Genomic DNA, 25,234 nt, shown 5'->3' with positions numbered 1-25,234 from the left:
AGTCTCGGTCTCGGGATGGGTTCCACGCTTCGGGATGGGTTGCTTCCCATCTCGGGGCGAGGAACCCATACCGAAACTGCTGGTACGAGCGCTGGCGAGGTCTTCGCTGCGATCACGGCGTCAGCGACCGCGGCCGGCTTCGCCCTCGATGATGTCCAGCGGGTGGTCGCTCTACGTCTCGCCGCCCTCGGCGCGCAGATCGTCGAGCACGAAGCTCTCGACGCGGAGAACGCCGCTCCGCGCCCAGCTGCCGACGCTGCCCCCGACCTCGCCGGAGCGAGCGACCCCGTCGCCGCCGAGGATGATCGCCCCGACGCATTCGCCGCCCATTCGACGGCCCCACGCGGCCTCTACCTGTGGGGGCCCGCCGGCCGCGGCAAGTCCTGGCTGCTCGATGCCTTCTACGGCGCGGTTCCCGTGGACCGGAAGCTGCGCGTCCACTTCCACTCGTTCTTCAACGAGCTGCACTCGCGCATCTTCGCGAACCGCGGCTCCGAGACCGTCTTCGCGAACGCCGTCCGCGAGCTCATCGGCGACGCGAAGCTGCTGCTCTTCGACGAATTCCACGTGCACGACCCGGGCCACGCGACGCTGCTCACGGCCCTGCTGCGGTATGCCCTCGACCACGGCATCACGGTCGTCGCGACCTCGAACTACCGGCCGCAGGGCCTCCTCCCGAGCCCCGTCTACCACCACATCTTCGAGCCTGGCATCGAGCTCATCGAGCGCGAGCTCGACGTCGTGGAGCTGCCGGGCGAAGTCGACTACCGCCGTTCTCGCGCTGACGCCGTCGAGCGCCGGGGCTTCGCGACCGGTTCGTGGGTGCACGTGCCGAGCGTCACGTCGACGCAGGTCGACGGCGCAGACGAGCATTCCACTGCAGACGCGAGCCTCGCACCCGGCGCCACGCGCCCGGCACCGGCCGAGGCGACGAGCCTCGAGCTCGGCGGCCGCACCTTCGCGGTGACCGCCGTGCGCGGCCGCGAGCTGTGGGCGACGTTCGCGGAGCTCTTCATCGTGCAGACCTCGTCGCTCGAGTTCCTGCAGTGGGCGCGCGACTTCGACACGTGGCACATCCTCGACGTTCCGCTCCTGGCCTCCGTCGGCCGCGACCCGCAGCAGCGCTTCGTGAACGCCGTCGACGTGCTCGTCGACTACGACATCGAGGCGCACTTCCACGCCGACGCGTCGTTCGACGAGTTCGTCGCCGCCGCCTCCGGCCGCGCCGACGCGTTCCGCATGGTCAGCCGCCTGCACCTCCTGCAGCGCTGACCAGCTTCCGTGACGAGCGAGGCGGCAAGCTCCGTTCAGGTTGCGGATGCGGGCATCCGTCACGGAAGTTGGACAGCGGCAGGGAGACGCCGCAGTGCCGAGAGCGCCGACAGCACGCTCATGTTGGTCAGGAGAGCGCCACCGGCGAGCGGCTGGCGTCAGCCCTGCGGCTTGCGCTGCCAGACGCCGAAGCGGTTGCCGAGCGGGTCGCGCAGATGCGCGAACTTGATCCTGCCGTTGTCGACGAGCGGGATGACGGTCTCCGCCCCGTTCGCGGCCGCCTGCTCGAGCTTCGCCTCGATGTCCTCGACCTCGACGTAGAACACCGCCCAGCTGCCGCCGCCGACCGTGTTGGAGTCCCAGAGCCCGCCTCCGTTGCCTGCGCCGCCGACCATCCCGTAGCCGCCGGGCTCGAGCGAGCCGAACGTCCACCCGAACGTGTCCCCGTAGAAGGCCTTCGCGGCCTCCGGGTCGGTGGTGCCGATCTCGAAGTAGTTCACGTTGTCCGACATGGTTGCTGTCCTCTCGTTCGGATGCAGCGCAGCGATTCTGGCTGCGCCGCCGGCCTGTTCGGCCGTTGGATCCGATCGTGAGGTCTCACACAGTGTGAGAGTCAAGCCGCAATGGGGACGTTGACCTCGGTGACCCAGTTGTCCGGGTTCGGCTCGCGGCCCGGGCCGTGCACGTAGACGTTGAAGATCGGGCCGACGCGGGTGCGACCTTGCCTGGCGACCCAGCTGCCCGCCGTCGCCGTGGCCTCGTTGATCGTCTCGAAGCCGCCGCGGTGGGTGACCGTCGCGACGCGCTGCTCGGGGAGTTCCACGACCTCGTACCCCTCGGGCACGGATGTGCCACGGTACTCGCGCCAGATCGCCATCTCGACATCATCGTCTCGATACTCGTCGTCGAAGTAGGTGGCACCACCGACCTCGCCGAATGCAGCGGGGTCTCGCGAGGTGAGCTCGGCCACCGGCCCACGGAAGTCGACCCAGAGCGGGCCCTCGGAGGGGTAGTCGGCGACCGTGCGGCGCAGGTACAGCACGCGCAGCGCCGGGAAGGTGCGCTCGGTGACGTCCAGGCGGGTCGAGCGCGCCGCGAGCCCATCGAGGAGCGTCACGGCGAGCGCCTGCTGATCGGCGACCCGCTGCGCCTCGGCCTTGAGCTCATCGAGGTGCAGCTGCAGGCGAGGCCGGAGCACGTCAGGGGCCGCGAAGAGCGGCAGGAGCTCTGCGATGGCGGGGATTCCGCACCCGGCGTCGCGCAACATCCGCACGCGCCCCGCATCCCGCAGCTGGGCCGCGGCGTAGCGTCGGTACCCGCTGAACTCGTCGACCTCGGCGGGCGCGAGCACGCCCCGTTCGGCGTAATGCCGCAGCATGCGCACGCTCAGACCCGAGTAGCGCGAGAACTCGCCGATGCTCATCAGGCTTCCGGGATGTTCACCGTTCATGCGCCAAGTCTGGCACCGGGTCGCGTGTGCCGGCGATCGCTGACCAACATCAGTGCGATTTCTGGCCTTCGACCCGCTTCCGGCACCGGATGCAGGGATCCTGCACTGATGTTGGACACGGCCCGCGGCGACGGCAACGGCAACGGCGACGGCAGCTGCTGCGGCGGCCCCAGCGGCAGACGCAGGGCCAGCGGCAACCGCCCCGCTACTTCCTGGCTGCCTGCTGCGCTCGCGCGGCCTCGCGCCTGCGGTCACGCGCGGCGTCTGCCGCGGCCGCAGCCTCGGGCGTGGGAGCGGTGCCGCCGAGCACGCGGGGCTGCCACCACTTGCCCGCGCCGTCTTCCGGATAGTTCGACTGCAGCTCGCTGAGGAGCGTCTCCATGACCGCCTTGAGCTTGGCCGTGGTGTCGGCGGGGTCGTCGTCCGGTGCGACATGGATGGGGGCGCCGAAAGAGAAGTGCACGGGGATATTGAGGCGCTCCCGCAGGGTGATCTTGCGGTTCTTGGTGAGCAGCCGGTGCCCACCCCAGACGGCAACGGGGATGATGGGCACGCCGGCCTGCGCGGCGAGGCGTGCGGCTCCGGTCTTGAAGTCGCGAATCGTGAACGACGCGCTGACGCCGGCCTCGGGGAAGACGCCGACGAGCTCGCCGTCACGCAGGGCGGTCGCGGCGGCGGCGAAGGCGTCCGCACCGGCCTTCATGTTCACCGGGATGTGCCGCATGCTGCGCATGAGTCGGCCGACGACGGGCTTCTCGAACACGCTCTGCTTGGCCATGAAGCGGATGCGCCGCCGGTTGTGCATCCAGGTCGCGCACTCGACGAGGGCGAACTCGAGGTAGCCGAAGTGGGTCATCGCGATGACGGCGCCGCCGGTGTCTGGAACGTGCTGCGCGCCGCGGACCGTCTGGCGAACGCGGAGCGCTGCGAAGACAGTGCGGCCGACCCCGATCGCAAATGAGTAGACGGGTTCGCGAGTCATGTGGCTCCCTGATCCAAGTGTGAGGTGCCACCTTATTCGGGGCACCTGGGACGATTCCGGGGCGCACGCGGACGTCGGCGGGGCCCGCGCATCCGTGCTCTTGCCAGTTGCTCTCCGCAGATGCGATACTTGCCACACTGCACGTTCGTACATTCTTTAGTGCAACTTTGTGCATTTATCCGCTAGGAGCAACTGACAATGGCTGTCCCCATCCCTGTACGGAGCCCGTTTCTGATCGTCAACCCGAAGGCGTACCTGACGGGGAGCGAGCTCATGAAGCTGGCACACCTCACCGACGAACTCGCTGGAGCGTTCGACATCGACGTCGTGTTCACCGCGCAGCACATCGACCTCCGGTCGGTCGTCGCCGAGACGACGAACCTCTGCGTCACCGCCCAGCACGTCGACCCGATCGTGCCTGGCCGCGGCATGGGGCACATCCTCGCCGAGGGCCTCGCCGAAGCCGGGGTCAAGGCCGTCGTGCTCAACCACGCCGAGCACCCCCTCACCTTGGCCGACCTCGACGCGACGATGCGCCGTTGCGAAGAGGTCGGTCTTGCAACCATCGTCTGCGCCGACTCCGACCTGCAGTGCCGCGCGGTTGCCGACCTCGACCCCTCCGGCATGATCTGCGAGCCGACCGCCAACATCGGCACGGGGCAGATGGACGCGGGCGACTACATCGAGCGCACGACTCAGATCGTGAAGAACGTCGACCCGGCGATCCTCGTCGTGCAGGCAGCCGGCGTGAGCCGCGGCGCCGACATCACGCGCGTCCTGCAGCAGGGCGCCGACTGCTCCGGCGGCACGAGCGGCATCATCAAGCACCCCGACTGGCGCGAGATCCTCACCGAGATGTTCCAGGCGCTCGCCGACCACCGCGACGCGCAGGCGAGCGCCGCCCCCGCCAACTGACCCGCTCCCCCACAGGGCCACCAGAGAGAAGACCAACACATGCTCATCGGACTCGACGAAGCGCTCCGCTACGCACAGAAGAACAACATCGCCATCGCGGCGGTCAACACCCCCTACTTCGAGGGGCTGCTCGGCACGATCTCCGCTGCCGAGAAGGCGGGCGTTCCCGTCATCCTGCAGCACGCGCAGGTGCACGAGAGCACCCTGTCGATCGACGACATCGGGCCGGCCATGCTCGCGCTCGCAACGCGCAGCGAGGCTCCGTTCGTGCTGCACGTCGACCACGGCGAGGACATCGAGTACATCGCTCGCGGCCTCGACATCGGCTTCAACTCCGTCATGATCGACGGCTCGACGCTGCCGTACGAGGAGAACGTCGCCCGCACGACCGAGGTCGTGAAGCTCGCGAAGGAGCGCGGCGTGGGGGTCGAAGGCGAGCTCGGCGTCATGACGGGCAACGAGAACGGCGACCCGAGCCAGGGCATCGCCGACGAGACCCTGTACACGGAGCCAGCACAGGCGAAGGAGTTCGTCGAGCGCACGGGGGTGACCGCGCTCGCAGCCTCCTTCGGCACGGTGCACGGCATGTACCACCAGGAGCCGAAACTCAACTACGAGCTCATCGAGCAGCTGCGGGACGCGACGGGCGTGCCCATCGTCATGCATGGCGGGTCGGGGCTGAGCCTCGACGAGTACCACCGTTCCATCACGCGCGGTGTCCGCAAGATCAACTACTACACGTACGCGGCGAAGGCGGCACTGGATGCGGCACTCCGGGCCGCGGAGCAGCCCAACACCATCCTGTTCCCGAAGGTCGCAAAGGCGGTCTCCGCGCAGGTCGAGGCCGACGTGGCCGAGTTCATCCAGGCCCTGCGCCCGGGCGCCTGAACCGAGCCAGCCCCACCAACCGACATTTGCGCGCGCGCCGAAGCACGCGCATCCACGACGATGAAGGAACACCGATGACCGTCTACCAGACCACCCTCCAGCTGCAGTCGCAGGGCGGCACGCCCAGCTACATCGACGTCACGGCGGAGGTGAAGGAGGCGATCGCGACGAGCGGCATCACGGCGGGCACGGTCACGGTCATCTCTCCCCACACGACGTGCGCCGTGTTCTTCGAGGAGTTCGTGCACGACCGGCTCGAGGACGGCACCGAGTTCCTGCAGGCCGACCTCGACGACGTGCTGAACCGCATCGCCCCGAACCAGACGGCCGTGCCGCCCGAGGGCGAGTACCGCTACCCGGGCCCGGAGCACTACGCCGACGTCGAGTCGTGGCCGGACGCCGAGGTGTACCTGCCCGGCGGTGACAAGACGGCGCTGCTGAACGCGGAGGCGCACATCAAGTCGACGATCATCGGCTCGAGCGAGGTGTTCGCGGTCATCGACGGCAAGCTCGGCGTCGGCGTCACCGGATACATCTACTTCGTCGACTTCGACCGCACGCGCGCCCGTTCGCGCAAGTGCCAGGTCGTCGTCATGGGCGAGTAGGCGCGCGCTCCTCCTCCGAGCATCCGCCTCCACTGCCGCCGCCAACGCCGTCGGCGCACCGACGCCGCCGTTCGATCGCACCCTGACTCCCCCGTCAGCGGCGGGGTCGACCGGCGGCGTTCTGCGTCTCTGAGCCGTGGCGACGGTTTGGACGTGGATCCGGTTTGGGACGTGGGTGCGGGTGCGGGTGCATCGTCGCGTGTCGATCCAAGAGTTTCCTGCCCCGGCAGCTGCGCTGCGCACAGCACGCGCCTCCCAGCGAACCCTCGAGCGCGGCAAGAGTCAGCCAGAAGCATGGAGCTCCGCCGCAGAACCTGCTTCTCGCTGACTCTTCGGCCCCGGACTCGGGCCCCGGGGCCAGGGCCGGGCCAGCGCCCTACACGAGCTCCACGAGGGCGCGCGCGAGGTCTTCGTCGAGGATCACGCCGTCGAGCGCCCCCGTGCGGAGCGCGCCGGCGACCCCAGGGGCCTTCTCGGCGCCAGCGGCGAAACCCACGACTTCCGGGATCTTCGCCAGTTGGCCGAGGGTGATGCCGATGACCCGCTCGGAGACCGGTGCGCCAAGGGCGCGCCCCTGGGCGTCGAAGAAGCGACCGCAGATATCGCCGACGGGCTGCTGCGCCTCCAGCTCGGCGCGTTCGGCATCGCTGAGCCGCATCGCGGAGACGATGTGCCTCGACGCGTGGAGGCCGTAGGAACCGATGCCCACGAACGCGAGCTGCACATCCGTCGCCCGCTTGATGGCCATGGAGATCGACGATTCCCCGGTGAGCGCAGCCCAGGTCTGGGGCGACTCGACGACGGCGGGCGACTCGAAGCGGAAGGCCTTCGCCCCCGACTTCTGCGAGAGACGCTCGAGGGCCGTGTTCCCGGCCGGCCCCGAGTCGAACGGCATGCCGCCGACGAGGGGGCACAGCGTCAGCGCGCGACCCGTGGACTCGACGTGGATCTGCTCGACGAACGCGTCGATCGACTTGCCCCAGCTCAGGCCGACTGACCCGACCGACGGAACACGCTCCGAGAAGTAGTCGGCGGCCGCTCCGGCCACGACATCGAGGGGGTGCCTGCCCGGCAGGGCCGAGACGACGACGGCGGCACCGACACCGAACGCATCCGTGATCTGCCGTTCGAGCTCGTCGACACGACCGACGACGTGGGGGTCGTGGATGCGGATCTCGACGATCCCCTGCTCGCGTGCCGCCGACAGGATGCGTGAGACGCTCGCCCGCGAGACGCCGAGTGCCGTCGCGACGTCGCTCTGGGAGAGGCCGTCGAGGTAGTAGAGGCGCGCTGCTCGGACGAGGGTCTCGGCGTTGCGGGGTGCTGGCATCCCGAGCCTTCCTTCCTGTGGGTGGTGCAGAGCGACGCGCAGGCTGTGCTGGGCAGGAGGCGCAGCGCTGCTCACTCCTGCGTGGCCCTGCGGTGCGGGACGGCTTCCCCAGATGGCGACGGCTCCCGCACCGCGCTCTCGCGCCGTTCGGGAGCCGCCCCGACGCCGCGCGCTGGGCGCGGAGTCGGTGATCCGGTTCACCTGATCCTATCGACCGACGATCGGGCGCCCGGTCCAGCTGGGCGCCCGACGGGTGTCGGACAGGGGTCAGGCGCCGATGACGCCAGCCGCGACCAGCGAGTCCTGCAGGCGGCGCATCGCGATGAGCGGACGCGTCTCGTCGAGCTCGACGTCGTCGTAGGAGACGATCTCGCCCGCCTTGATGTCGCGCTTCAGGATGCCCCCGGAGATGAGCCCGATCGGGATCGAGTTGTCGGCGCGTGCCTCGTCGGCGTCGACGGCCCAGCCGTGCACGTGGTGCCCGCCCATGCCCTCGAGCTTCGTGCCGGCGGCGAGGTCGAACTTCGCCTTCGAGGCGACCTCGGTGCGCCACGTGGTGGTCTGGAAGTCGGCGCGACGCTCGAGCACGGCCTCGCTGATCGAGAGGATCGCCTCGACCGAGGCGAGGTGGTACGGGCGGTAGAGGGCGTAGTACGGCCCCTTGCCGAGCTTCAGGTAGTCGAGCTCGTGCGTGACGACGTCGTCTTCCGACTTCACGACGACGAACACGCCTGGCGCGACATCGCCCTCGACCGTGTACTCGACGGCCGGGGTCGAGGTGAGGACTCCGCCGTCTTCGACGGGGATGAGCGTCGTCGCGAGCGTCGCGATGTCGGCAGCCGGGCCGTGCATGCCCGGCTTGTTGACGGGGAAGCCGGTCGCGTTCGAGAGGGAGGCCATCTCGATCTGCGTCTTCGTTCCGTCGGTGAACTCGCACAGGATGCGCGGGTTCATGTTCTTGGCCTTCGCCTCCTCCATGACGTCTTCCGGCACGTCCGTCGGGCGGTTCGGGTTGTTCTTGCCCTTGCCGGCCGCGACGACGGTGAGGCCGAGGTCGGTGGCGTGCTCGACGAGCTTGAGCGCCTCGACGGGCTCGTCACCGCGGCAGATCGTGTAGATCTGCTGGCCGGCGTTGGCGATGCTGGCCAGGAAGAGCCCAACGGTCACGTCGGCCTCGACGGTCATGAGAGCGACGTCCTTCTTGCCGAGGAGCGACGCGTAGGCGACCTGCGCTGCGATCTCGGTGACACCGGAGACCTCCAGCACGACGTCGACGGGGAGCTTCGGGATGAGGAGGCCGTCGTTGATGACCACCGGGCGGCGAGCCTCGATGTGCTCGGCGACCACGGCGAGGTCAGTCTCGACCTGGACGTCGCTGCGGCCGGCGCGAGTGTACGCATCCACACCGCGCTCGACGGCGATGTCGGCGACGACGGCGACCTCCATGCCCTTGGCTCGCTCGATCTGCGCGATGAGGCCTGAGCCCATCTGACCGGCCCCCACGACGCCGACGCGGATGGGTCGGCCGAGTTCTGCTTCACGCTGGATGAGGCGCTGGGTGTAGTTCATGTGCGTTCCTTGCTGAGTTCGTGGGGTGGGGTGCTGATCAGGGGTGCTAGTTGCTGACGCGGGAGAGGCCGGCGAACTGCTTCGGGGCCGCGCCCTTGACAGCTTTGGGCTGCGCACGCTTCTTCTGGCCCTTGACCGGCGGCAGCGTGACCTGGGCGCGCACCGTGTGCGGCAGCATGCTGATCGCCTGGCGGACGGCGGTACCGAGGTGCTTGTGGCGGGCCTCCGCGCGGTCGTAGACCGTCGTGAGCGGGCCCTCGAGGTCGGGAGCGGGCTTCAGGCGTCCGAAGACGCTGAACCCGAGGAGCGCGCGCGCCTCGACGACCTCGAGCGTGGTCGGGTCGACGAGCAGCACGGCGATCGCGCCGCGGAAGGCGCCCTTGCCTCGACCGCTGACGAGGTTGAGGTTCTTGCCGGCGTTCGCCTTCGCGATCTCGTTGACCTGGCTCATGTAGGCGCGCATCTGCACGACCGTCATGAACATGCTCAGGACAAGCGCGAGGACCAGGACGGCGGGGAATCTCCAGTCCATGATCTACACCTCGTTCCGGCGCACGCTGATGAGTGCGCCTTCGGCGGGAGTCGTGAGGGTGCCGGTCGCCTGGATGGCGCCCGGTAGGAGCGCGGTGTCCTCCGCGTTCAGGTAGAGCACCACGTGACCCAGTTCCTGCAGGTTCGGGTTGGCGAGATCGCCGACCGCGGTGACCGTGACGGCCTCGTCGCCGATCACGAACTCGTCGCCGGCCTGCACGGGGACGAACTCACCCGAGTGGCCCTTGTGCACGAGGCTGACCTCGGCCAGCGCATCCGGAACGGGTTCGCCGAAGAGGATGTAGACGCCACCCTCGAACATGTCGTTCGCGTCGGGTCCGATGCGTGCGATTTCTGACTGCCAGATGGTCGTGGACACGTGGTGGTCCTTTCTTGAGGCGAGAGGTTGAAGCGAAGTTCAGGGGTGGATGCGCGGGCGGGCCGGTGCGGCCCGCCCGGCGCCCACTAGATGAGGAGGAAGGAGGCGAAGTAGGCGAGCACAACCGCGAGGGGCGACGTGATCTGCCTGGAGAACAGCACGGCGGGGACACCGACCGCGACCGTCTCCGGCTCAGCCTCACCGAGGGAGAGACCGACGGGGATGAAGTCACAGCCGACCTGGCCGTTCACCGCGAAGAGCGTCGGCAGTGCGTACTGCACCGGCAGCGCGCCTGCCGCGATCTGAGTTCCCATGAGCACGCCGACGACCTGGGCGATCGCGGCACCTGGGCCGAGGATCGGCGACAGGAACGGGAGACCCGTGATGACGCCGAGCAGGATCAGGCCGATCGGGTTCGAGGCCAGCGGGGACACCGCGTTGGCGATGAAGTCCGAAGCGCCCGTGTACGTGACGACTCCGATGAGGAGCGAGACGTACGCCATGAACGGCAGGATCGTGTTGAGGGTCAGCTTGATCGCCTGGCGGCCCGAGGAGAGCAGCGTGTTGATGAAGTAGCCGATGGCGTTTCCGAACTTCACGACGAAGCCCGTGAATCCGCTTCCCTGCGCTGCGACCCTGGCGCGTGCATCCGCCTTGGCCTTCGCGGCGACCTCTTCCGGGCTCAGGCTGGGCGCCTCGGCTGCGGCCGGGGCACCAGCTGCTGCCGTTGCCGCCGCGTCGAGCGCGACCACGTCACGAGGGGCGACGTCGGAGACGAAGATGTCCTCGGTGATGAACTGGGCGAGCGGGCCGCCAGGTTCGCCGGGGTACACATCCACCGTCGGGATGCGCTTCTTCGGGTACACGCCGATGCGCGCCGTGCCACCGCAGTTGATGACCGCGCAGAGCACGTTCGCGTCCGGCACGTTGTTCTTGAAGCCGTCGACGGCCTCAGCGCCCGTGAGCTCTGCGATCTTCTGGGCGACCGGGTGGATGCCACCGCCCGTGACCGACAGGACGATGTTCTTCTCGGCATTGGGGACGAGCGTCAGCCCGTCGCCCCAGCCGCCGCGACCGCGGTTGACCTTGACGCCCTTGTAGTCCGCGGTGCTCGCGCCCCCGTCGGCCGAGTTGGCGTTCGTGTTCTCAGCGTCTGTGCTCACAGGACACCACCTTCGCTCTTGGAGCCCTGGAGGTGGCCCTCTGCATACATCTCGTCGAAGCGAGCGAACGTCGCCTCGTGTCCGCCGCGCTTGATGAGGATCTTCGTGATCCACTGCGTCGTTATGCCGCGGATGAAGATGACGACGATGCCGACCATGAAGTACAGGGCCGCGAGGGTCGCGTACTTGTCCGGCGCGATGGAGAGGACACCGGCGGAGATGCCCGTCCAGACGAAGAGCTCACCCGCGTTGGCGTGAGGCAGGAACGCCGTGACCGGGTGCACGAACGACACTGCGGAGTCGTAGAAGGCCGGCTTGTAGCGCTCGGGGAGGAAGCGGCCGAACGTGTAGGCCATGGGGTTCGTCAGCATGATGACCGCGATGATCGGCATGACCGTGTAGCGAGTGATCGCGTACTTGCCAGCCCAGCGGACGGCGCGCGTGACGCGCTCCTCGCCGATCCACGTGGTGACGGCGTACATTGCCGTGAGCAGCACGAGAAGCAGGGGGAGGATGCCCGTGATGAGGCCCATGAGGCTCTCGGCGGAGGCGTTGAAGAGGCCGATGAAGTTCTCGGCGATCCAGGTGATTACTTCCATGCCGGCTGCCCTCCCGACATGGTCGTCGAGCTGTGCTCGACTGTGCTGGCCGCGGGGGCGGCAAGCGGCGACGTAAACCGCATGTTCTGACTCCTTTGTCGGGGTGTGCACGAAGTTGCAAATAGATATGATCGTTTGTGCACCTGCCGAAAGTGTAGGCATGCGGGACCCCGTGCGCAAGTGCGGGTTTTCACCCATCCGAAACGGCTTCGGTTCGACTGACAGGTTCTGTCAGAACCTGTCACCCCTCAGCCGCCAGACGTAGCGTTTCCAGCATGAGCACCACGAACCTCACCCTGAACAACGGCGTCGAACTGCCCAGCATCGGCTTCGGCGTCTACCAGTCCGCACCCGAGGAGACCGCAGCCGCCGTCGCCGAAGCCCTGCGCGTCGGCTACCGCCACATCGACACCGCCGCCGCCTAAGGCAACGAGCGGGAAGTCGGCCAGGCGATCGCCGCATCCGGAGTGCCCCGCGACGAGATCTTCGTCGAGACCAAGGTCTGGATCAGCGACTACGGCTTCGACGAGACCCTCCACGCCTTCGACAAGTCGGCCCGCAAGCTCGGCCTCGAGCAGCTGGACCTGCTCATCCTCCACCAGCCGCTCCCCACCGACTGGGAGAAGACGATCGGCGCCTACCGTGCCCTCGAACGGCTCTACGCCGACGGCAAGGTGCGCGCCATCGGCGTCAGCAACTTCATGCCAGACCACCTCGACCGGCTGCTCGACGCGACCGACATCGTGCCGACCCTCAACCAGATCGAGCTGCACCCCTACTTCCAGCAGAAGGACGTGCAGGAAGCGGATGCGCGCCACGGCATCCTCGACCAGGCCTGGTCGCCCATCGGCGGCATCACGTTCTACCGCGAGGGCGATGGCGGAAGCACGCTGGAAGACACGACGATCCGCGCCATCGCGGACGCCCACGGCAAGAGCCCCGCGCAGGTCATGCTGCGCTGGCACGTGCAGGAGGGCCGCTCGGTGATCCCCAAGTCGGTCAAGCCGCATCGCATCGCCGAGAACTTCGACATCTTCGGCTTCGAGCTCACGCCCGACGAGGTCGCCCAGATCGGCGCCCTCGACAAGGGCGTGCGCCGCGGGCCCGAGCCCGAGTCGCTGACGCTGGAGGCCTACGGCATGCCCATCCCCGAGGCCTGATCGGTGCGGCCGCCCGCGGCCTGACCGGTGCGTCCTGATCCGTGCGGCCTGATCCGTGCGGCCGCGCGCCTCTCAGCGCTGACCCCCCCCTCGCGGGTGTCAAACTTCCGGGACAAGAACGCCCGCGCAGGCCCAAACCGCGCGCCTGAGCCGATCTGGTCCCGGAAGTTGGCCAGCCACCCGTCGTCAGCCGAGTCGGGGCCGGGCAGGCTCCCGGGCCGACGCCGACGCCCGGGCCGAGGCCCAGGCTGGCTTGGCTCCGCCCCTGTCCAACTTCAGTGCAGAATCAGCTCCACCGGGCGTTCCGCTCGCGTTCCCGCCGGAATCTGCACTGAAGTTGGACAGCGGCGCGTCTGCAACCACCACCAGGTACTCGCGGGGCCTCCCTCGCTCGAGCCCGCGGGCGTAGCTTGGACACATGAACGATGTGCGCGAGCAGGTGAAGGAGTTCCTCAGCTCCCGCCGGGCGAAGATCACCCCCGAGCAGGCAGGCCTGCCGGCCTACGGAGGGAACCGCCGCGTCGCGGGACTGCGGCGCGAAGAGGTCGCGATGCTCGCCGGCGTCTCCGTTGACTACTACGTGCGGCTCGAGCGCGGCAACCTGTCGGGCGCCTCGGAAAGCGTGCTCGATGCCATCGCGTCGACGCTGCAGCTCGACGAGGCCGAGCGCGAGCACCTGTTCAACCTCGCACGGGCGAGCGCTCCGCCCAGGCGAGTGTCGAGGAAGCGGGGCGGCGGCGAGCTGCGCGCCTCGGTCCGGCAGATGCTCGACGCATTCTCCGAGGCTCCCGCGTGGGTGCGCAACGACCGACACGACGTCCTCGCGGCCAACCGCCTCGGCCGGGCGCTCTACTCCCCCGTCTTCGACGACCCTCGCCGGCCCGTCAACACGACGAGGTACATCTACCTGAATCCGGCGGCCCGCGACTTCTGGCCGGACTTCGACCGCATCGCCGCCGACGCGGCATCCATGCTGCGGATGGAAGCGGGCAGGAACCCCCACGACCCTCAGCTGCATCAGCTCATCGGAGAGCTGTCGACGCAGAGCGAACTGTTCCGCGAGATGTGGGCGGCAAAGGACGTGAAGTTCCACCGCAGCGGCGTGAAGCGCCTGAACCACCCGGTCGTCGGCTTGCTCGAGCTCAACTTCGAGTCGCTGCCGCTGCCGAGCGAGCCCGGCCTCACGATGAACGTCTACACGGCCGCCGAGGGAAGCCCCAGCGCCGACGGCTTGCGGATGCTCGCCTCCTGGGCGGCGACGGAGTTCCCCGTCGAAGCGCAGGCAGCCTTCCAGCAGCAGTAGACGCGAGCTGGCTGCCTGTTGCCGCCCTGCTGCACGCCCCTCGTACGCGCGCGAAAGTGAGCCAGACGCATCCGCCCACAAGGGTTCTGGATGCGTCTGGCTCACGTTCGCGGAGGCGCGGGGCGGGGCGGCGGCGGGTCAGCGGGTGGCCGAGCGGCGCGTGAGGCCCTGCCAGCCGTCGCGCGTGCGCCCGCTCACCACTCGCTCTGCGGGTATTCCTCCGGCGTGAGCAGCTCACCCCAGACCGTCTCGGGCTCGTCGGAGTCAGCACCTGGAGCTTCCCAGAGCGCGAGGTGGCACATGAAGTTGTCGGCGGATGCTCCATGCCAGTGCCACTCGCCGGCCGGGGTGTAGACGGTGTCGCCCGGGCGCAGCTCGATGAGCTCCTCACCACGCGACTGCACGTAGCCGTACCCCTCGGTGACGTGCAGGGTCTGGCCGACCGCATGCCGGTGCCAGGCCGTGTGCGCGCCCGGTGTGAAGCGCACCAGGTTGAGGCGGGTGCGCGACGGCTCGGTGCCCGCGTAGTAGGCGTTGAAGTAGACGTCGCCGGTGAACCACTCGGCTGGGCCCTTGTTCGTGGGGGCCTTGGGCTGGAGTTCTGTGCTCATGAGGGTGTTCCTCTCGACAATCGATCACGCATTTCGGGTTCGTGCGCGGCCGCGCACGCGGTGAGCGTGCACGGTGAGCGTGCGCGGCCGCTGGCGCCTACATCTGGACGAGCACCTTGAGGGCTTCGCGCGCATCCATGGCGGCGTAGCCGGCCGGCACCTCGTCGATGCCGATCGTGCGGTCGAAGACGAGGCCGGGGTTGATGTCGCCGTTCAGCACCTGCTGGATAGCCGGTTCCATGTAGGCGCGGACGGGCGCGGGCCCGCCGGTGAGGGTGACGTTCTTGCCGAAGAGCGAACCGAAGCCGATGGGCGCTTCCTCGTACTGCGGCACACCGACCCGGGAGATGACGCCGCCAGGGCGCACGATGCCGTAGGCCTGCTCGTAGGCGGGCATGTGCCCGACTGCTTCGAGCACGACGTGGCTGCCCTCGCCGTTCGTGAGGTCCATGACCTGCGCGATGCCGTCGTCACCACGCTCGGCGACGACGTCGGTTGCGCCGAACTCGATGCCGAGGTCGGTGCGCGAGGTGTGCCGACCCATGAGGATGATGCGCTCGGCGCCGAGCTGCTTGGCGGCGAGCACAGCCGAGAGCCCGACGGCGCCGTCACCGATGACGGTGACGGTCTTGCCGCCTTCGACACGACCCATGTGGGCTGCGTGGTAGCCGGTCAGGTACACGTCGGACAGCGTCAGCAGGCTCGCGGTGAGCTCAGCGCTCTGCCCGCGGCCGAGCGCTGCAGCGTCGACGCCGGGCACGACGACCAGGCTGCCGTCGGCCTGCGGGATACGGGCGAACTCCGCCTGCAGACCGCCGACCTCGGGGCTTCCGTAGAAGCCGCCGTGGAGGCACGACGTCTGCACACCCTCGCGGCAGAACACGCACGTGTTGTCCTGGAACGCGAACGGCGCGATGACGAAGTCGCCGACCTTCAGGGTCGTGACGACCGCGCCGATCTCCTCGACGATGCCGATGAGCTCGTGTCCCATCGGGGACCCCTGTTCGCTCGCCTGCATCGAGTGATACGGATGCAGGTCCGAGCCGCAGATACACGCCTGCGTGACGCGAACGATCGCGTCGGTGGGCTGCTGGATGGTCGGGTCGGCGACGGTCTCGACTCGGACGTCGCCCGCCGCGTACATGAATGTGGCCTTCATGGGTGCCTCTCGTTGCGCTTCCGGGAACGGCAGCGCGCCCGCCGCCCTCGTCGAGAGCACCGGCCGCCGCCGTTCCTCCATTGGATCGCTACCAGCCTGCGCCCGGGAGGGGCAGGTGTGCCAGGTACTGGCATGCCCTGCCACGGCGCGCGGCGGCGGGTGACCAACATCAGTGCAGAAACGGGCGCTTTCACGGCCGCCCGCATCCGCGTCGCGGATATTGCACTGGTCGTGGACAGCACAGGATGAGAGCCTCCGCCCAGCGAGACTGAGCGGCGGAGTTGGGCGAGAGGTGCGGCAGGGGTTGGCAGGGGATGCGTCGGCACAAGCGACCTGCGTCACGGAAGGTCCGTGCCAGCGCTCCGTGTCCAGCATCTGTGCGAAGTCGGGCTCTGCCAGGGGGTTTCGAGCCTCCGGGGCCGACATTGCACTGATCTTGGACAGCGCACGGCGAGAGTCCCGGCCAAGCGAGCCCGGACGATAGACCGCGCGAAGGCGGAGGGGGTGCACCGCCGCTACGCGTCGGCGGTGAGCCCCTCGTGGATGCGGCGGAGGTCTTCGATGAGGGAGCCGATGAGCACCCAGCTGCCGCCCTTGGGTGCCGAGACGACCAGCGGGGCGGTGAGGGCGGGCGGTTCGAGGATGAACCCGCGGGGCTCTCCGGGCTCGCTCGGGATGAGGATGCGCGTGTCGTGGGCTGCCCGTCGGAGCTGCTCGGCGATCGCGATGGCCTGCGGCTCGTCCGCGAGGGTCGGCTCCCAATGCTCTGCGACGGCGCGGGTCATGCCGGTGAGCTGTGTGACGATCGGGCGGAAGCGGTCGAGGAGCTGGCGGCACTCTACGAGCTCCTCGTGGTGGCTCGACTTGCGCGGGTTGAAAGCGAGGGACTCCAGGCCGTCGGCGATGGAGTTCTCTGCGGCCCCCGCCATGGGGCGCAGCAGGCGCGCCTTGAGGAGCATCTCGGTGAGGCTCGCGGCGGTCTGCGGCTGCTCGATGGCGTCGGCGAGTCGCTCCAACGACGCGGCGATCTCATTGCCGAGCATCGCGGTGTCGCGCTGCGCCGGCCCGACGAGCACGGGCGGCAGGATGATGGCGTTCACGAGCAGCCCGAAAGCCGCGCCGATGAGGGTCTCGAGGATGCGGTCGAGCGCGTACTCGGGCGTGGATGCGCCGAGCGCGAGCACGAGCATGGCGCTGATGGCGACCTGGTTGCTGGTCGTCGCGGTCATGCGCAGCAGCCAGGCGACGATCATGGCGACGACGATCGCGAGGAGGATCACCCACGACTGGGGGCCGAGGACAAGCGAGATGGCGCTCGCGACGGCGACGCCGATGACGACGCCGGCGCTTCGCTCGAGCGCTTTCGCGAACGACTGGTTGACGCTCGGCTGCACGACGAGCAGCGCGGCGACGGCCGCGAACACCGGCAGCGGGCCAGGAATGAGCCACCCCGCGAGCAGCCAGGCACCCACCGCCGCGATGGCGGTCTTCGCGACCTGCAGTGCGGGCACGCGCTTGCTCGCCTGAATCCGGTCGAGGCCGGTGAGACGGGAGAGGGAGCGCACTGACTCAGCGTAAGCCGCGGGCCGGAGACGATCCTCAGCGAGTGCCAGGAGCCTCGGTCAGGACGTGGTCGCCGTGAAGATGACCAAGGCCAGGACGATGAGCAGCAGGATGACGAACACGAAGACGCCGCCGGCGATCAGCAGGGCGAGGGCGACCGGGTGCGCCTGCCACCACGGCACGAGGCGAGGGTCCCGCTGGCGCAGCTGCGGCGGCGTGACGAGCTCGGGGACGGACATCCACGGCACGCCCCGGCTCGAGAGGTCCTGCATGATCGCCGTGAGCTGCTGCGTGCTCCACATCTGCCCGACGAGGATCAGCAGGCGGCGGTCGTGGCCCGTCACGATGAGGTGATGGGTGGGAGGTCCGGAGAAGCCGCCGAATGACATCCTGTCGACCGTGACGACGCTGGTGGCCTCGGCCGCCGCGAACCGGCGGGTGCGGAACATCCACTTGTGCTCGATCCAGCCGTCGCCGAAGCGGATGTAGGTCTCGCGCATCGACTTGCGCGCGAGCCAGATGGAGAGCGGCACGGAGCCCCCGAGGAGGACGACGATCAGTGCGCCGTAGCCGAAGCCGAGCCAGAAATCCTGCAGCGAGAAGAGGACGGTGAGGATCAGCAGGAGCGGGGCGAGCATTCCGAGGCTGATCCAGGACTGCCGCATGTTCAGCGCGACGGCACGGCGCTGGGTTTCCGGGGAGAGGCGTAGCTCGTGCATTCGAAGAGCCTAGAGCGTGTGCCCGTATGGTGGGCGGATGCCGAGACGCTCGCCGACTGCACCGCACGGGGTGGATGCGACGGGTTCCGCCGTCGCTGGCCCGAACGGCCCGGTGCCGGTCCGTTCCTACGCGCCCGCCGCGGGCCCTGCCCGGCTCTCGAGTTCGCCGGTGATCTGGCTGCACGGCGGCGGCTTCTATTCCGGCGGCCTCGACCAGCCGGAGACGCATGAGGTCGGGCTCGCGCTGGCGCGCGCGGGGTTCGAGGTGACGACCGTCGACTACCGGCTTGTGACGCTCGGCGGGCGCGACCGGGCCCAACGCGAAGCGTCCGGGTCCGCGCAGCGCCCGGAGCGGTCGGGACGCGCGACCCAGTCGGGACGCTCGGCTCGGTCGGAACGCGACCGGCGCCCCGATGTGCGCTTCCCGGTGCCGCTCGACGACGTGCTCGCGGTCGTCGAGGCTGTCGCCTCCCGGTCGGGTCGTGACGTGGTGCTCGGCGGGGCAAGTGCCGGTGCGTGCCTCGCGGCGGCGGCGGCGTACCGGCTCGCGCGGGCCGAGCGCTCGCCCGTGCGGGGCCTGTTCCTGACCTACGGGACGTTCCACGCGCAGCTGCCGACCCGGTCCTCCGAGCTGCTGAGCCGACTGCGCGGGAGCCGCCGCTACGTCCACACTCCCTGGCTCATCGGTGCCATGAACCTCAACTACGCGGGGAGCGAGGACGTGCTCTCACGTCCGGACGCGTTCCCCGGCGGACACGACCTGACGGGCCTCCCGCCCTCGCTAGTGGTGGACGCGGACCGCGACGCGATGCGCGCATCCGGTTCGTCGTTCGCACGCGAGCTCGCCGCAGCCGGTGTCGACACCGAGTACCGCGTGATCCCCGGGAGTGCGCACGCCTTCCTCAACCGGCCGCGCGACCCGGCCTTCACGCGCGGCATCGACCTGATCAGCGAGTGGATGCGGCGCCTCGACTGAGCGGACTCGAGTGGCCCCGAGCGGACGACGCGTTCCGCGCCGCGCGGCGCTGTTCAGCGTCGCGGTGCCCGGGGCGGGTGTGGGTCGCTCGGAACTCCGACGCGCGTGACGAACAGCGGCACGTCGCGGCGGGAGAGGCCGAGCCGGTAGCGCAGCTCGCCCTGCGCGAGCGACGAGTCGATGACCTCCGAGGCTGGCGCGAAGGCCGCCCCGCGCGCGGTCGCACGCAGCCAGAGGCGCAGGAGCGCCTGACCAGCTTCGAGCACTCGGGCCGGTGGCAGCCCGAGCGGGGAGTTGAGTACCCGCGTGATCTCCGCCCCAGAGCCGAGGTCGAGCAGCTTGGTGTCGGCGACGAGCACGAAGGCCGTCGCCTCGGCGGGGGCGTCTTCGTCGGCGGCCGACACTGGCACCTCGAGCAGCACGCGACGCCATAGCTCGCCGAGCGGTGCGGTGACGCCGACTGCAGCGTCTCGGAGGCGCCGCCTCCTGGTGAACGCCGAAGCGACCCGGGTGGCGAACGCCGGGATGCCGAGCGCCTTGTCGTTCAGCCCGTCGACCGTGTAGCGCGGATGCGAGGGGTGGAGCCGCAGCCAGTGCGCGAGCTCGCGCGCCACAGCCGGCTCTCGCAGGGTGTCGGCCGTGCCGAGAGACGAGAAGTGCCGCAGGTCGTCGGCATCGACGGGAACGAGCCGCAGCCACTCGGGGAGCGAGCCGGAGAGTTCGAGCACCAGACCGCGCGCGGGCTCGAGCCCGCTGCGCACGGTCTTGCGTGCGGCGAGCATCCGTCGCTCGGAGTCGGGGTCGAACGCAGACTCGGCGGGCTGTGTCGTGTCGCCGCCGGTCGAAGACACGGTGTCGTGGTGCAGCTGGATGCGAAGCACCGGTTCGTCGCTTCTGGCCTGCACGATCGCTTCCGGGTCGGCAAGCGCGGGGAGGAGCTCGACGTCGAAGGCCACGCCGTGCGCTGCGGCGCTGACGCTGAAGGCCTCGAGCCACGCGCCGAGGCCGAGCAGCGTGTCGCGTCCGGTCGGGTCTGCGGCGGGAAGCGTCCGCTTTCGCGAGACCCTCAGCTCCACGGCCGCCCCGTCACCGATCATGCGCGGCGACCACGGCTGGGTGTTGTGCGCTGACGGTGCCGACGCTGCGTCGGCGATGATCTGATTCAGCGTGTGGATGCCGGTCATGGCTGCTCCCCCTGGTTCGTCGCCTGCTGCTGCTGCCCCGCGATCGCTGTGTCTGCGCCCTGGCTGCCCCGAGAGCCCACGGGCCGCCGGTAGAACACCGTGCTGTGCAGCTCCGACCCGCCCATCCTGCTGAGCTGCCTCGCCGAGGCGGGGTTGTCGAGGCCGATGTAGGTCGAGCGCAGCGCCGTGTAGCCGCCCTCGATGAGTGCCTCGCCGACGGTGCGCCCCAGCAGCGTGCTGATCCCGCGACCGCGAGCCTCGGGCACCGTGCCCTGGATGGTGAGCACCGCCTCCCGTGGCTCCCGCCGTTGGCGCCAGATCTGGAGCAGCGCTCTCGCCCCGATACGACCGGAGGAACGCTGCACGATGCGAGTCACGTCGGGCACGCAGAGCAGGAAGCCAAGTGGTGCACGCGTCTTCGCGTCGAGCGCGAACACCCAGATGGCGGGGTCGATGATGGCGACGAGCCCGCTGGTTGCCTCGCGCATCTGCGCCGGCGAGATCTGCGTGTAGTACGGCAGCTCGGCGAAGGCGGCGTTGACGAGCTCCCGCTGGCGGGCCACATCGCGTGCGAACCGCAACCGCGACGCCCGTTCGATGACGATGCCGGCGGCCTCGAGTTCGGCCTCGGTCGGAGCCGTGAAGGCGTCGCTCTCGATCTGCCCGAGGCGGCCCTGCTCGAGCCGGGCGATCCATGTCGCCGACTCGTTCCACGTCGTGAAGCCCAGCCCCTCGTAGGCGCCTGGCACCCAATCCGGGTTCCAGGCGCCCTCGACGAATCCCCGCTCGCCGAAGCCCGAGGTGATGACGCCGCCCACTTGGTTGGGGAGCAGGGTGACGGGTCCGAGGAGCTCGTGCCGACCTGCCTTCGCGGCACGTTCCTCGACGGCTCCGACGATTGCTCCAAGCGCCTCCGCGTCGGCCGCGGCGACCGCGCCGAACAACTGCAGGCTCGATCCGAGCTTCGCGTCGAGGGCGCCGCTCGTGTGCGTCACCGCGCGGGCGACCGGTGCTTCGTCGCGGTAGGCGAGCAGCAGCTCCACCTCCGACTCGTGCGCGTGCTTGTCCTTCCACCACGACCGCAGTGTCGACTCGAGCACTGGCACCTCACGGCTCGGGTCTGAGACGCGCCCCGGCAGCTCCACGAACTCCAGGAACTCCAGCTCAGAACTGACGCCTCGCACCTCGATCCCGCGTGACTTCGACTTCGCCCCAGCACGGCCTGAGAGCGCATCGGTGGTCAGGACCGAGCCAGGCACCGCTGCGACTGGGCCGCGCGCATCCACATCAGTGCCGCGACCATCCGCCTCGTGAGCCGCTTCGCCTTCGACGGTCGCCAGCTCCTGCTCGCTCGCGAAGAGTCGGATGAACCCGGCGTCGGCGTTCTTGGTGTCCTTCACGATCCACTGCATGAGGTGCCGGTGCTCGGGCATCCTCGCGAAGCGGATGAGGGCGTCGCGCGTCGAGAAGTTCGCCAGCGTGCCGAGCGTCCACGGCGCCTCCCAGTAGATGCCGTGCCAGCAGTAGTCGGGCATGCGCCGCATCTTGCCGGTCATCCGGCCCCAGATCCGACTCGTCACTGCCCAGGCGAGCGGGGTCGTGTATCGCGTCGCACCCACGAACATCGATGCGGTATCGAAGATCGTGTGCGAAGGCGGCGGGATGGGCGTCGTCAGCCGCTTCGGCTTGCGCGTGGGCTCGGCGACGAGCGGTGGCGTGCGACCTTCGGCCCGTTCCTTGGCGACGGGGGCGAAGCGGGGGTTGTGCGCCATCTCGCCGGGTGGCGGCTCGGGGTCGGCCCGCCAGATGCCGTTCGAGTAGCCGCGGGTCTCGGCGAGCAGGAGCTTCGTGCGCCCGTCGTGTCGAGCGGCGACCTGGCGGGCGCGCTCGACGCTCTCGAAGAGCAGCAGCTCCGCCGTGACCCGACGGTCGCGGAGGCGCCGCCGCCAGATCACGCCCTCCCGCTCGGCGCTGCGCCCCTCGACGATGACAAGGGCCTCCGCCCTTCCCTGGATGGGCGCCTTCGAGAAGTCGGTGGTGTACACGGCCTACTCGGCGTTCTTCACGACGTAGACGTTCTTGATCTTCGCGTTGCCCCCGGTGAACGGCCCCGTGCCGAAGGAGTGCACCTCGATGCGGAGGTCACCCGTCGTCGGGTCCTCGTCGAGCGACTGGGCGAAGTCGCGCGAGACGGAGGCGAGGTGGTCGACGATGCCCGCCCTCGTCGTCTCGCTGAGCGTCGCGAGCTCTTCGCTCGAGAGCGCCGCGCCCTCGCGCAGCTGGAGGTGCACGACGGGCCGCTGCTCGTGGCCGTCGAGCTCCAGCAGACCGAGCTTGAACGACTCGATGTCGCCAGCGTGCGGGTTGTCGCGGTAGAGCCCGTTCTCGATGTCGATCGGATAGAGGTTCGCGCCCATGTACGAGATGGTCGAGTCCTTCCTGCCGAAGAGCAGGAGGAACGGCAGTTTCATCCGCTGCACCGCGAATGCGCGGTGGAACGCCCTGGACAACGCCGGGTCGAGCTCGGCGATCTTCTCGCGCACCTCGGGGAACGAGAGGATCTTCGCCTCGTCGCCGATGTTGTAGCGCAGCTTCGGGCTGAGCACGGCGGACGAGTTGAGGGTCACGACGAGCTCGTTGCTCGCGTTCGTCTCGAGGTAGGTCTCGAGCGGGTTGTACTGGAAGACCATCGGGATGCGCGACTCGTCGTCACCGAGGAGCGCCCGCCTCAGCCGCTCGTCGGCGAACATCGCCCGGCGCAGCCAGACGCACGCGTCGGACTCGCCCGCCATGCCGATCGTGAGGTCGGATGCCCCGTACCCCGAGTACACGCGGCCGAAGCGTTCCTCCAGGTAGTCACGCAGCCCCTCGGTCATCGCCTCGCCTCCGACGAAGCCGTTGAGTCGGTGCTTCGACCAGTCGAACCACTCCTCGCCGTCGAGCCGGTCGCGCAGGTGCTTCAGGAACGGCGGGTAGGCGCTCACCAGGTACTGGTACTTCGGGCCGAAGTGACGGATGGTGTCGACGATCTTGTCGATGTCCGGCCCGGTGTTCTTGACCATCGAGATCTTCGACAGCGCGTGGCCCGTGTTGGTGCCGGTCGCCCAGGCCCCCATCGAGAAGGCGTTGATGCCGAAGAGCTTCTTCGTGCCGAACAGCAGCGTGATGTAGCCCGCCACATTGTTGTGGATGGTCTTCAACTCGTGCCGCCCACGGATCCAGTTGAAGGGAGAACCGCTCGACCCGCTCGACTCATCGACCACGGTGCCGACCGTGTCGATCTCCCCACCCCAGCAGCGCTCGTCTTCCGTGTAGCGCTTGACGTAGTCGTCCTTGCTCGTCTCGGGGTAGCTCGAGAGCTGCCACCACCGGAACGTGAAGTCGTTCTCGTGCAGCCACCGCTGGTACGCGGGCACGTCGAGGTTGGCGCGCTGGCAGATCATCCAGGCGTTGAACTTCGCGAAGTCGCCCATCGCCGGGACGTAGTGACGGGCGGTCCACCGCCAGATGGCCGGGTGCAGGTGATAGAGGTCGTAGGTCTTCGTGAGCGCACCGGAACCGAGTCGCAGCAGCGTCTGCCGCAGCTTGGATGCACGCTGCAGGCCGGCTGGTCCTGGGCTCGCCGCTCTGCCTGTCCCCGACTCCCGAACACCGATCTGCTGCGTCACGTCGCTCCCCCGCCTCTCGCCACCGCCGAAGTGTGCGCATAGCTAAGCACGAGCCACGGACATTCAGCCTGGGATCAATGCCATAGCCCGGGCATAGGCAGGGCATAGCCCCCTACTGGGCAGGCAGCTCATGCTGACGTCCACCCCACGACGAAGAGCAGGAGCACCGCCATGATCAAGATCCCCGAACCCGACCTCACGCCTGACGGACCCGCCTACGAGGGCAGGCTCCTCGACCGAGCGGACGAGGAGGTCGTCGACCAGGGCGTCGCCTTCGACATCGGCACGCTCCTGTCGCGGCGCGGACTGCTCAGCATCTTCGGGGTGGGGGTCGGGACGGTCGCCCTCGCCGCGTGCACCCCAGCCGGGTCCGGTGCTGCGGGCACCGCCGCGGCGACGGCAGCGGCCGCGGCCAGCCCGTCCGCGAGCGCTTCGGCAGCGGCCGGTGCCCTCCCCGCGAGCGAGATCCCCGACGAGACAGCAGGCCCCTATCCGGGCGACGGCTCGAACGGCGCGGATGTGCTCGAGCAGTCCGGGGTCGTTCGCAGCGACATCCGCACGAGCATCGGCAGCAGCACTGCAGCTGCCGGTGTCCCCATGACGCTCACGCTCACGATCCTCGACATGGCGAACGGCGACAAGCCCTTCGAGAACGTCGCCGTCTACGTCTGGCACTGCGACGCCACAGGTGGCTACTCCATGTACTCCGAGGGCATCGAAAACGAGACCTTCCTCCGCGGGGTCCAGGTCGCCGACAACTCCGGCAGCGTCACCTTCACGTCGATCTTCCCTGCCTGCTACACGGGCCGCTGGCCGCACATCCACTTCGAGGTGTACCCGACGGTCGACGACATCACCGAGTCCACGAACGCGATCTCGACCTCGCAGGTCGCGCTGCCCGAGTACGCCTCGAACGCCGTCTACGCGCTCGCGGGCTATGCGGGCTCCGCCTCGAACCTGGCCCAGGTCAGCCTCGACTCCGACAACGTGTTCGGCGACGACGGCGGAGCCCTGCAGCTCGCAACCGTCACGGGCGATGCGACGAGCGGCTACAACGTCGCCCTCACCGTGCGCGTCGACACCACGACCGCCCCGACCGCAGGCGCGGCCCCCTCCGGCGGTGGCGGTGCCGGAGGGCCAGGCGGCTCCGGCGGACCCGGGTCACCCGGGAACTGATCGACAACCGACCACCGACGACCGAAGGGCCC

The 25,234-nt window shown here is 69.2% G+C and carries 23 protein-coding genes and 1 pseudogene; 8 read left to right on the top strand and 16 right to left on the bottom strand.

Translation table 11 applies throughout. From position 1 onward, the window contains the following. Positions 1-15: 15 nt before the first annotated feature. Positions 16-1,272 (top strand): cell division protein ZapE, encoded by a 1,257-nt coding sequence (gene zapE / locus C5E10_RS14035; protein ID WP_104332171.1) that lies wholly within the window; start codon positions 16-18, stop codon positions 1,270-1,272. Between the two features lie 158 nt (positions 1,273-1,430). Here the strand turns inward: zapE and C5E10_RS14030 are convergent, their stop codons facing one another. From C5E10_RS14030 to C5E10_RS14020, 3 genes are all read right to left on the bottom strand, one after another. Continuing rightward, a complete protein-coding gene (locus C5E10_RS14030; protein WP_104332170.1) occupies positions 1,431-1,784 on the bottom strand; it encodes a VOC family protein in 354 nt (117 codons plus the stop codon). Between the two features lie 101 nt (positions 1,785-1,885). Next, positions 1,886-2,722, bottom strand: coding sequence for a GyrI-like domain-containing protein (locus C5E10_RS14025; protein ID WP_104332169.1), 837 nt, complete (start codon positions 2,720-2,722; stop codon positions 1,886-1,888). Positions 2,723-2,927: 205 nt separating this feature from the next. Next, positions 2,928-3,704, bottom strand: coding sequence for a 1-acyl-sn-glycerol-3-phosphate acyltransferase (locus C5E10_RS14020; protein WP_104332168.1), 777 nt, complete (start codon positions 3,702-3,704; stop codon positions 2,928-2,930). 198 nt (positions 3,705-3,902) lie between these two features. Between C5E10_RS14020 and C5E10_RS14015 the strand changes: the two genes are divergently transcribed. From C5E10_RS14015 to C5E10_RS14005, 3 genes are all read left to right on the top strand, one after another. Beyond that, on the top strand, positions 3,903-4,619 hold the full coding sequence (locus C5E10_RS14015) for a triose-phosphate isomerase (protein WP_104240126.1): 717 nt from the start codon (positions 3,903-3,905) through the stop codon (positions 4,617-4,619). 39 nt (positions 4,620-4,658) lie between these two features. Next, positions 4,659-5,507 (top strand): class II fructose-bisphosphate aldolase, encoded by an 849-nt coding sequence (locus tag C5E10_RS14010; protein ID WP_104240125.1) that lies wholly within the window; start codon positions 4,659-4,661, stop codon positions 5,505-5,507. A 74-nt stretch (positions 5,508-5,581) separates the two neighbouring features. After that, the gene (locus C5E10_RS14005; RefSeq protein WP_104332167.1) at positions 5,582-6,112 is read left to right on the top strand and encodes a YjbQ family protein; all 531 of its coding nucleotides are present in this window, start codon (positions 5,582-5,584) and stop codon (positions 6,110-6,112) included. A 376-nt stretch (positions 6,113-6,488) separates the two neighbouring features. On the opposite strand, the gene C5E10_RS14000 is transcribed toward C5E10_RS14005, so the two are convergent. From C5E10_RS14000 to C5E10_RS13975, 6 genes are all read right to left on the bottom strand, one after another. Beyond that, positions 6,489-7,442: a sugar-binding transcriptional regulator gene (locus C5E10_RS14000; RefSeq protein WP_104332166.1), complete on the bottom strand. Its 954-nt coding sequence runs from the start codon at positions 7,440-7,442 to the stop codon at positions 6,489-6,491. A gap of 267 nt (positions 7,443-7,709) precedes the next feature. Then, entirely contained in the window at positions 7,710-9,011 is a 1,302-nt protein-coding gene (locus C5E10_RS13995) for an NAD(P)H-dependent oxidoreductase (protein WP_104240122.1), read from the bottom strand. 46 nt (positions 9,012-9,057) lie between these two features. Beyond that, the gene (locus tag C5E10_RS13990) at positions 9,058-9,543 is read right to left on the bottom strand and encodes a transcriptional regulator GutM (protein WP_104332165.1); all 486 of its coding nucleotides are present in this window, start codon (positions 9,541-9,543) and stop codon (positions 9,058-9,060) included. A gap of 3 nt (positions 9,544-9,546) precedes the next feature. Next, positions 9,547-9,921, bottom strand: coding sequence for a PTS glucitol/sorbitol transporter subunit IIA (locus tag C5E10_RS13985; RefSeq protein ID WP_104298078.1), 375 nt, complete (start codon positions 9,919-9,921; stop codon positions 9,547-9,549). Between the two features lie 86 nt (positions 9,922-10,007). Continuing rightward, the gene (locus tag C5E10_RS13980; RefSeq protein WP_104240119.1) at positions 10,008-11,084 is read right to left on the bottom strand and encodes a PTS glucitol/sorbitol transporter subunit IIB; all 1,077 of its coding nucleotides are present in this window, start codon (positions 11,082-11,084) and stop codon (positions 10,008-10,010) included. Then, on the bottom strand, positions 11,081-11,683 hold the full coding sequence (locus C5E10_RS13975; RefSeq protein ID WP_104240118.1) for a PTS glucitol/sorbitol transporter subunit IIC: 603 nt from the start codon (positions 11,681-11,683) through the stop codon (positions 11,081-11,083). The genes C5E10_RS13980 and C5E10_RS13975 overlap by 4 nt, the downstream gene beginning before the upstream one ends. Positions 11,684-11,958: 275 nt before the next feature. On the opposite strand from C5E10_RS13975, the pseudogene C5E10_RS13970 reads away from it, so the two are divergent. Next, positions 11,959-12,843, top strand: a pseudogene (locus tag C5E10_RS13970) (aldo/keto reductase). Between the two features lie 418 nt (positions 12,844-13,261). Then, a complete protein-coding gene (locus C5E10_RS13965; RefSeq protein WP_104240116.1) occupies positions 13,262-14,146 on the top strand; it encodes a helix-turn-helix transcriptional regulator in 885 nt (294 codons plus the stop codon). Positions 14,147-14,340: 194 nt separating this feature from the next. On the opposite strand, the gene C5E10_RS13960 is transcribed toward C5E10_RS13965, so the two are convergent. The 4 genes from C5E10_RS13960 to C5E10_RS13945 form a co-directional block, all read right to left on the bottom strand. Next, a complete protein-coding gene (locus C5E10_RS13960; protein WP_104332164.1) occupies positions 14,341-14,757 on the bottom strand; it encodes a cupin domain-containing protein in 417 nt (138 codons plus the stop codon). A 97-nt stretch (positions 14,758-14,854) separates the two neighbouring features. Further along, positions 14,855-15,916 carry a zinc-binding dehydrogenase gene (locus C5E10_RS13955; RefSeq protein ID WP_181062779.1) on the bottom strand — a complete coding sequence of 354 codons (1,062 nt, stop codon included), beginning with the start codon at positions 15,914-15,916 and terminating at the stop codon, positions 14,855-14,857. 515 nt (positions 15,917-16,431) lie between these two features. Then, entirely contained in the window at positions 16,432-17,481 is a 1,050-nt protein-coding gene (locus C5E10_RS13950; protein WP_181057683.1) for an aromatic acid exporter family protein, read from the bottom strand. Between the two features lie 57 nt (positions 17,482-17,538). Continuing rightward, complete coding sequence (locus tag C5E10_RS13945) at positions 17,539-18,198, bottom strand: hypothetical protein (protein WP_104332163.1); 660 nt, start codon at positions 18,196-18,198, stop codon at positions 17,539-17,541. 37 nt (positions 18,199-18,235) lie between these two features. Between C5E10_RS13945 and C5E10_RS13940 the strand changes: the two genes are divergently transcribed. Next, on the top strand, positions 18,236-19,174 hold the full coding sequence (locus C5E10_RS13940) for an alpha/beta hydrolase (protein ID WP_104332162.1): 939 nt from the start codon (positions 18,236-18,238) through the stop codon (positions 19,172-19,174). 53 nt (positions 19,175-19,227) lie between these two features. Here the strand turns inward: C5E10_RS13940 and C5E10_RS13935 are convergent, their stop codons facing one another. The 3 genes from C5E10_RS13935 to C5E10_RS13925 are packed head-to-tail and all read right to left on the bottom strand — an operon-like array spanning position 19,228 to position 24,026. Then, on the bottom strand, positions 19,228-20,358 hold the full coding sequence (locus tag C5E10_RS13935) for a hypothetical protein (protein WP_104332161.1): 1,131 nt from the start codon (positions 20,356-20,358) through the stop codon (positions 19,228-19,230). Then, positions 20,355-22,403, bottom strand: coding sequence for a hypothetical protein (locus C5E10_RS13930; RefSeq protein WP_104332160.1), 2,049 nt, complete (start codon positions 22,401-22,403; stop codon positions 20,355-20,357). Before C5E10_RS13930 ends, C5E10_RS13935 begins: the two co-directional genes overlap by 4 nt. 3 nt (positions 22,404-22,406) lie before the next feature. Next, positions 22,407-24,026, bottom strand: a complete 1,620-nt coding sequence (locus C5E10_RS13925) for a phenylacetate--CoA ligase family protein (protein ID WP_258071145.1) — start codon at positions 24,024-24,026, stop codon at positions 22,407-22,409. Positions 24,027-24,197: 171 nt separating this feature from the next. Between C5E10_RS13925 and C5E10_RS13920 the strand changes: the two genes are divergently transcribed. Next, entirely contained in the window at positions 24,198-25,202 is a 1,005-nt protein-coding gene (locus tag C5E10_RS13920; protein ID WP_104332159.1) for an intradiol ring-cleavage dioxygenase, read from the top strand. Positions 25,203-25,234 lie beyond the last annotated feature (32 nt).

Origin of the sequence: Pseudoclavibacter sp. RFBG4 (assembly GCF_002931515.1) — a bacterium.
Taxonomy (GTDB): domain Bacteria; phylum Actinomycetota; class Actinomycetes; order Actinomycetales; family Microbacteriaceae; genus Pseudoclavibacter.
Note: the sequence above shows the minus strand (reverse complement) of the source record. Positions and strands in the feature narration are given on the sequence as shown.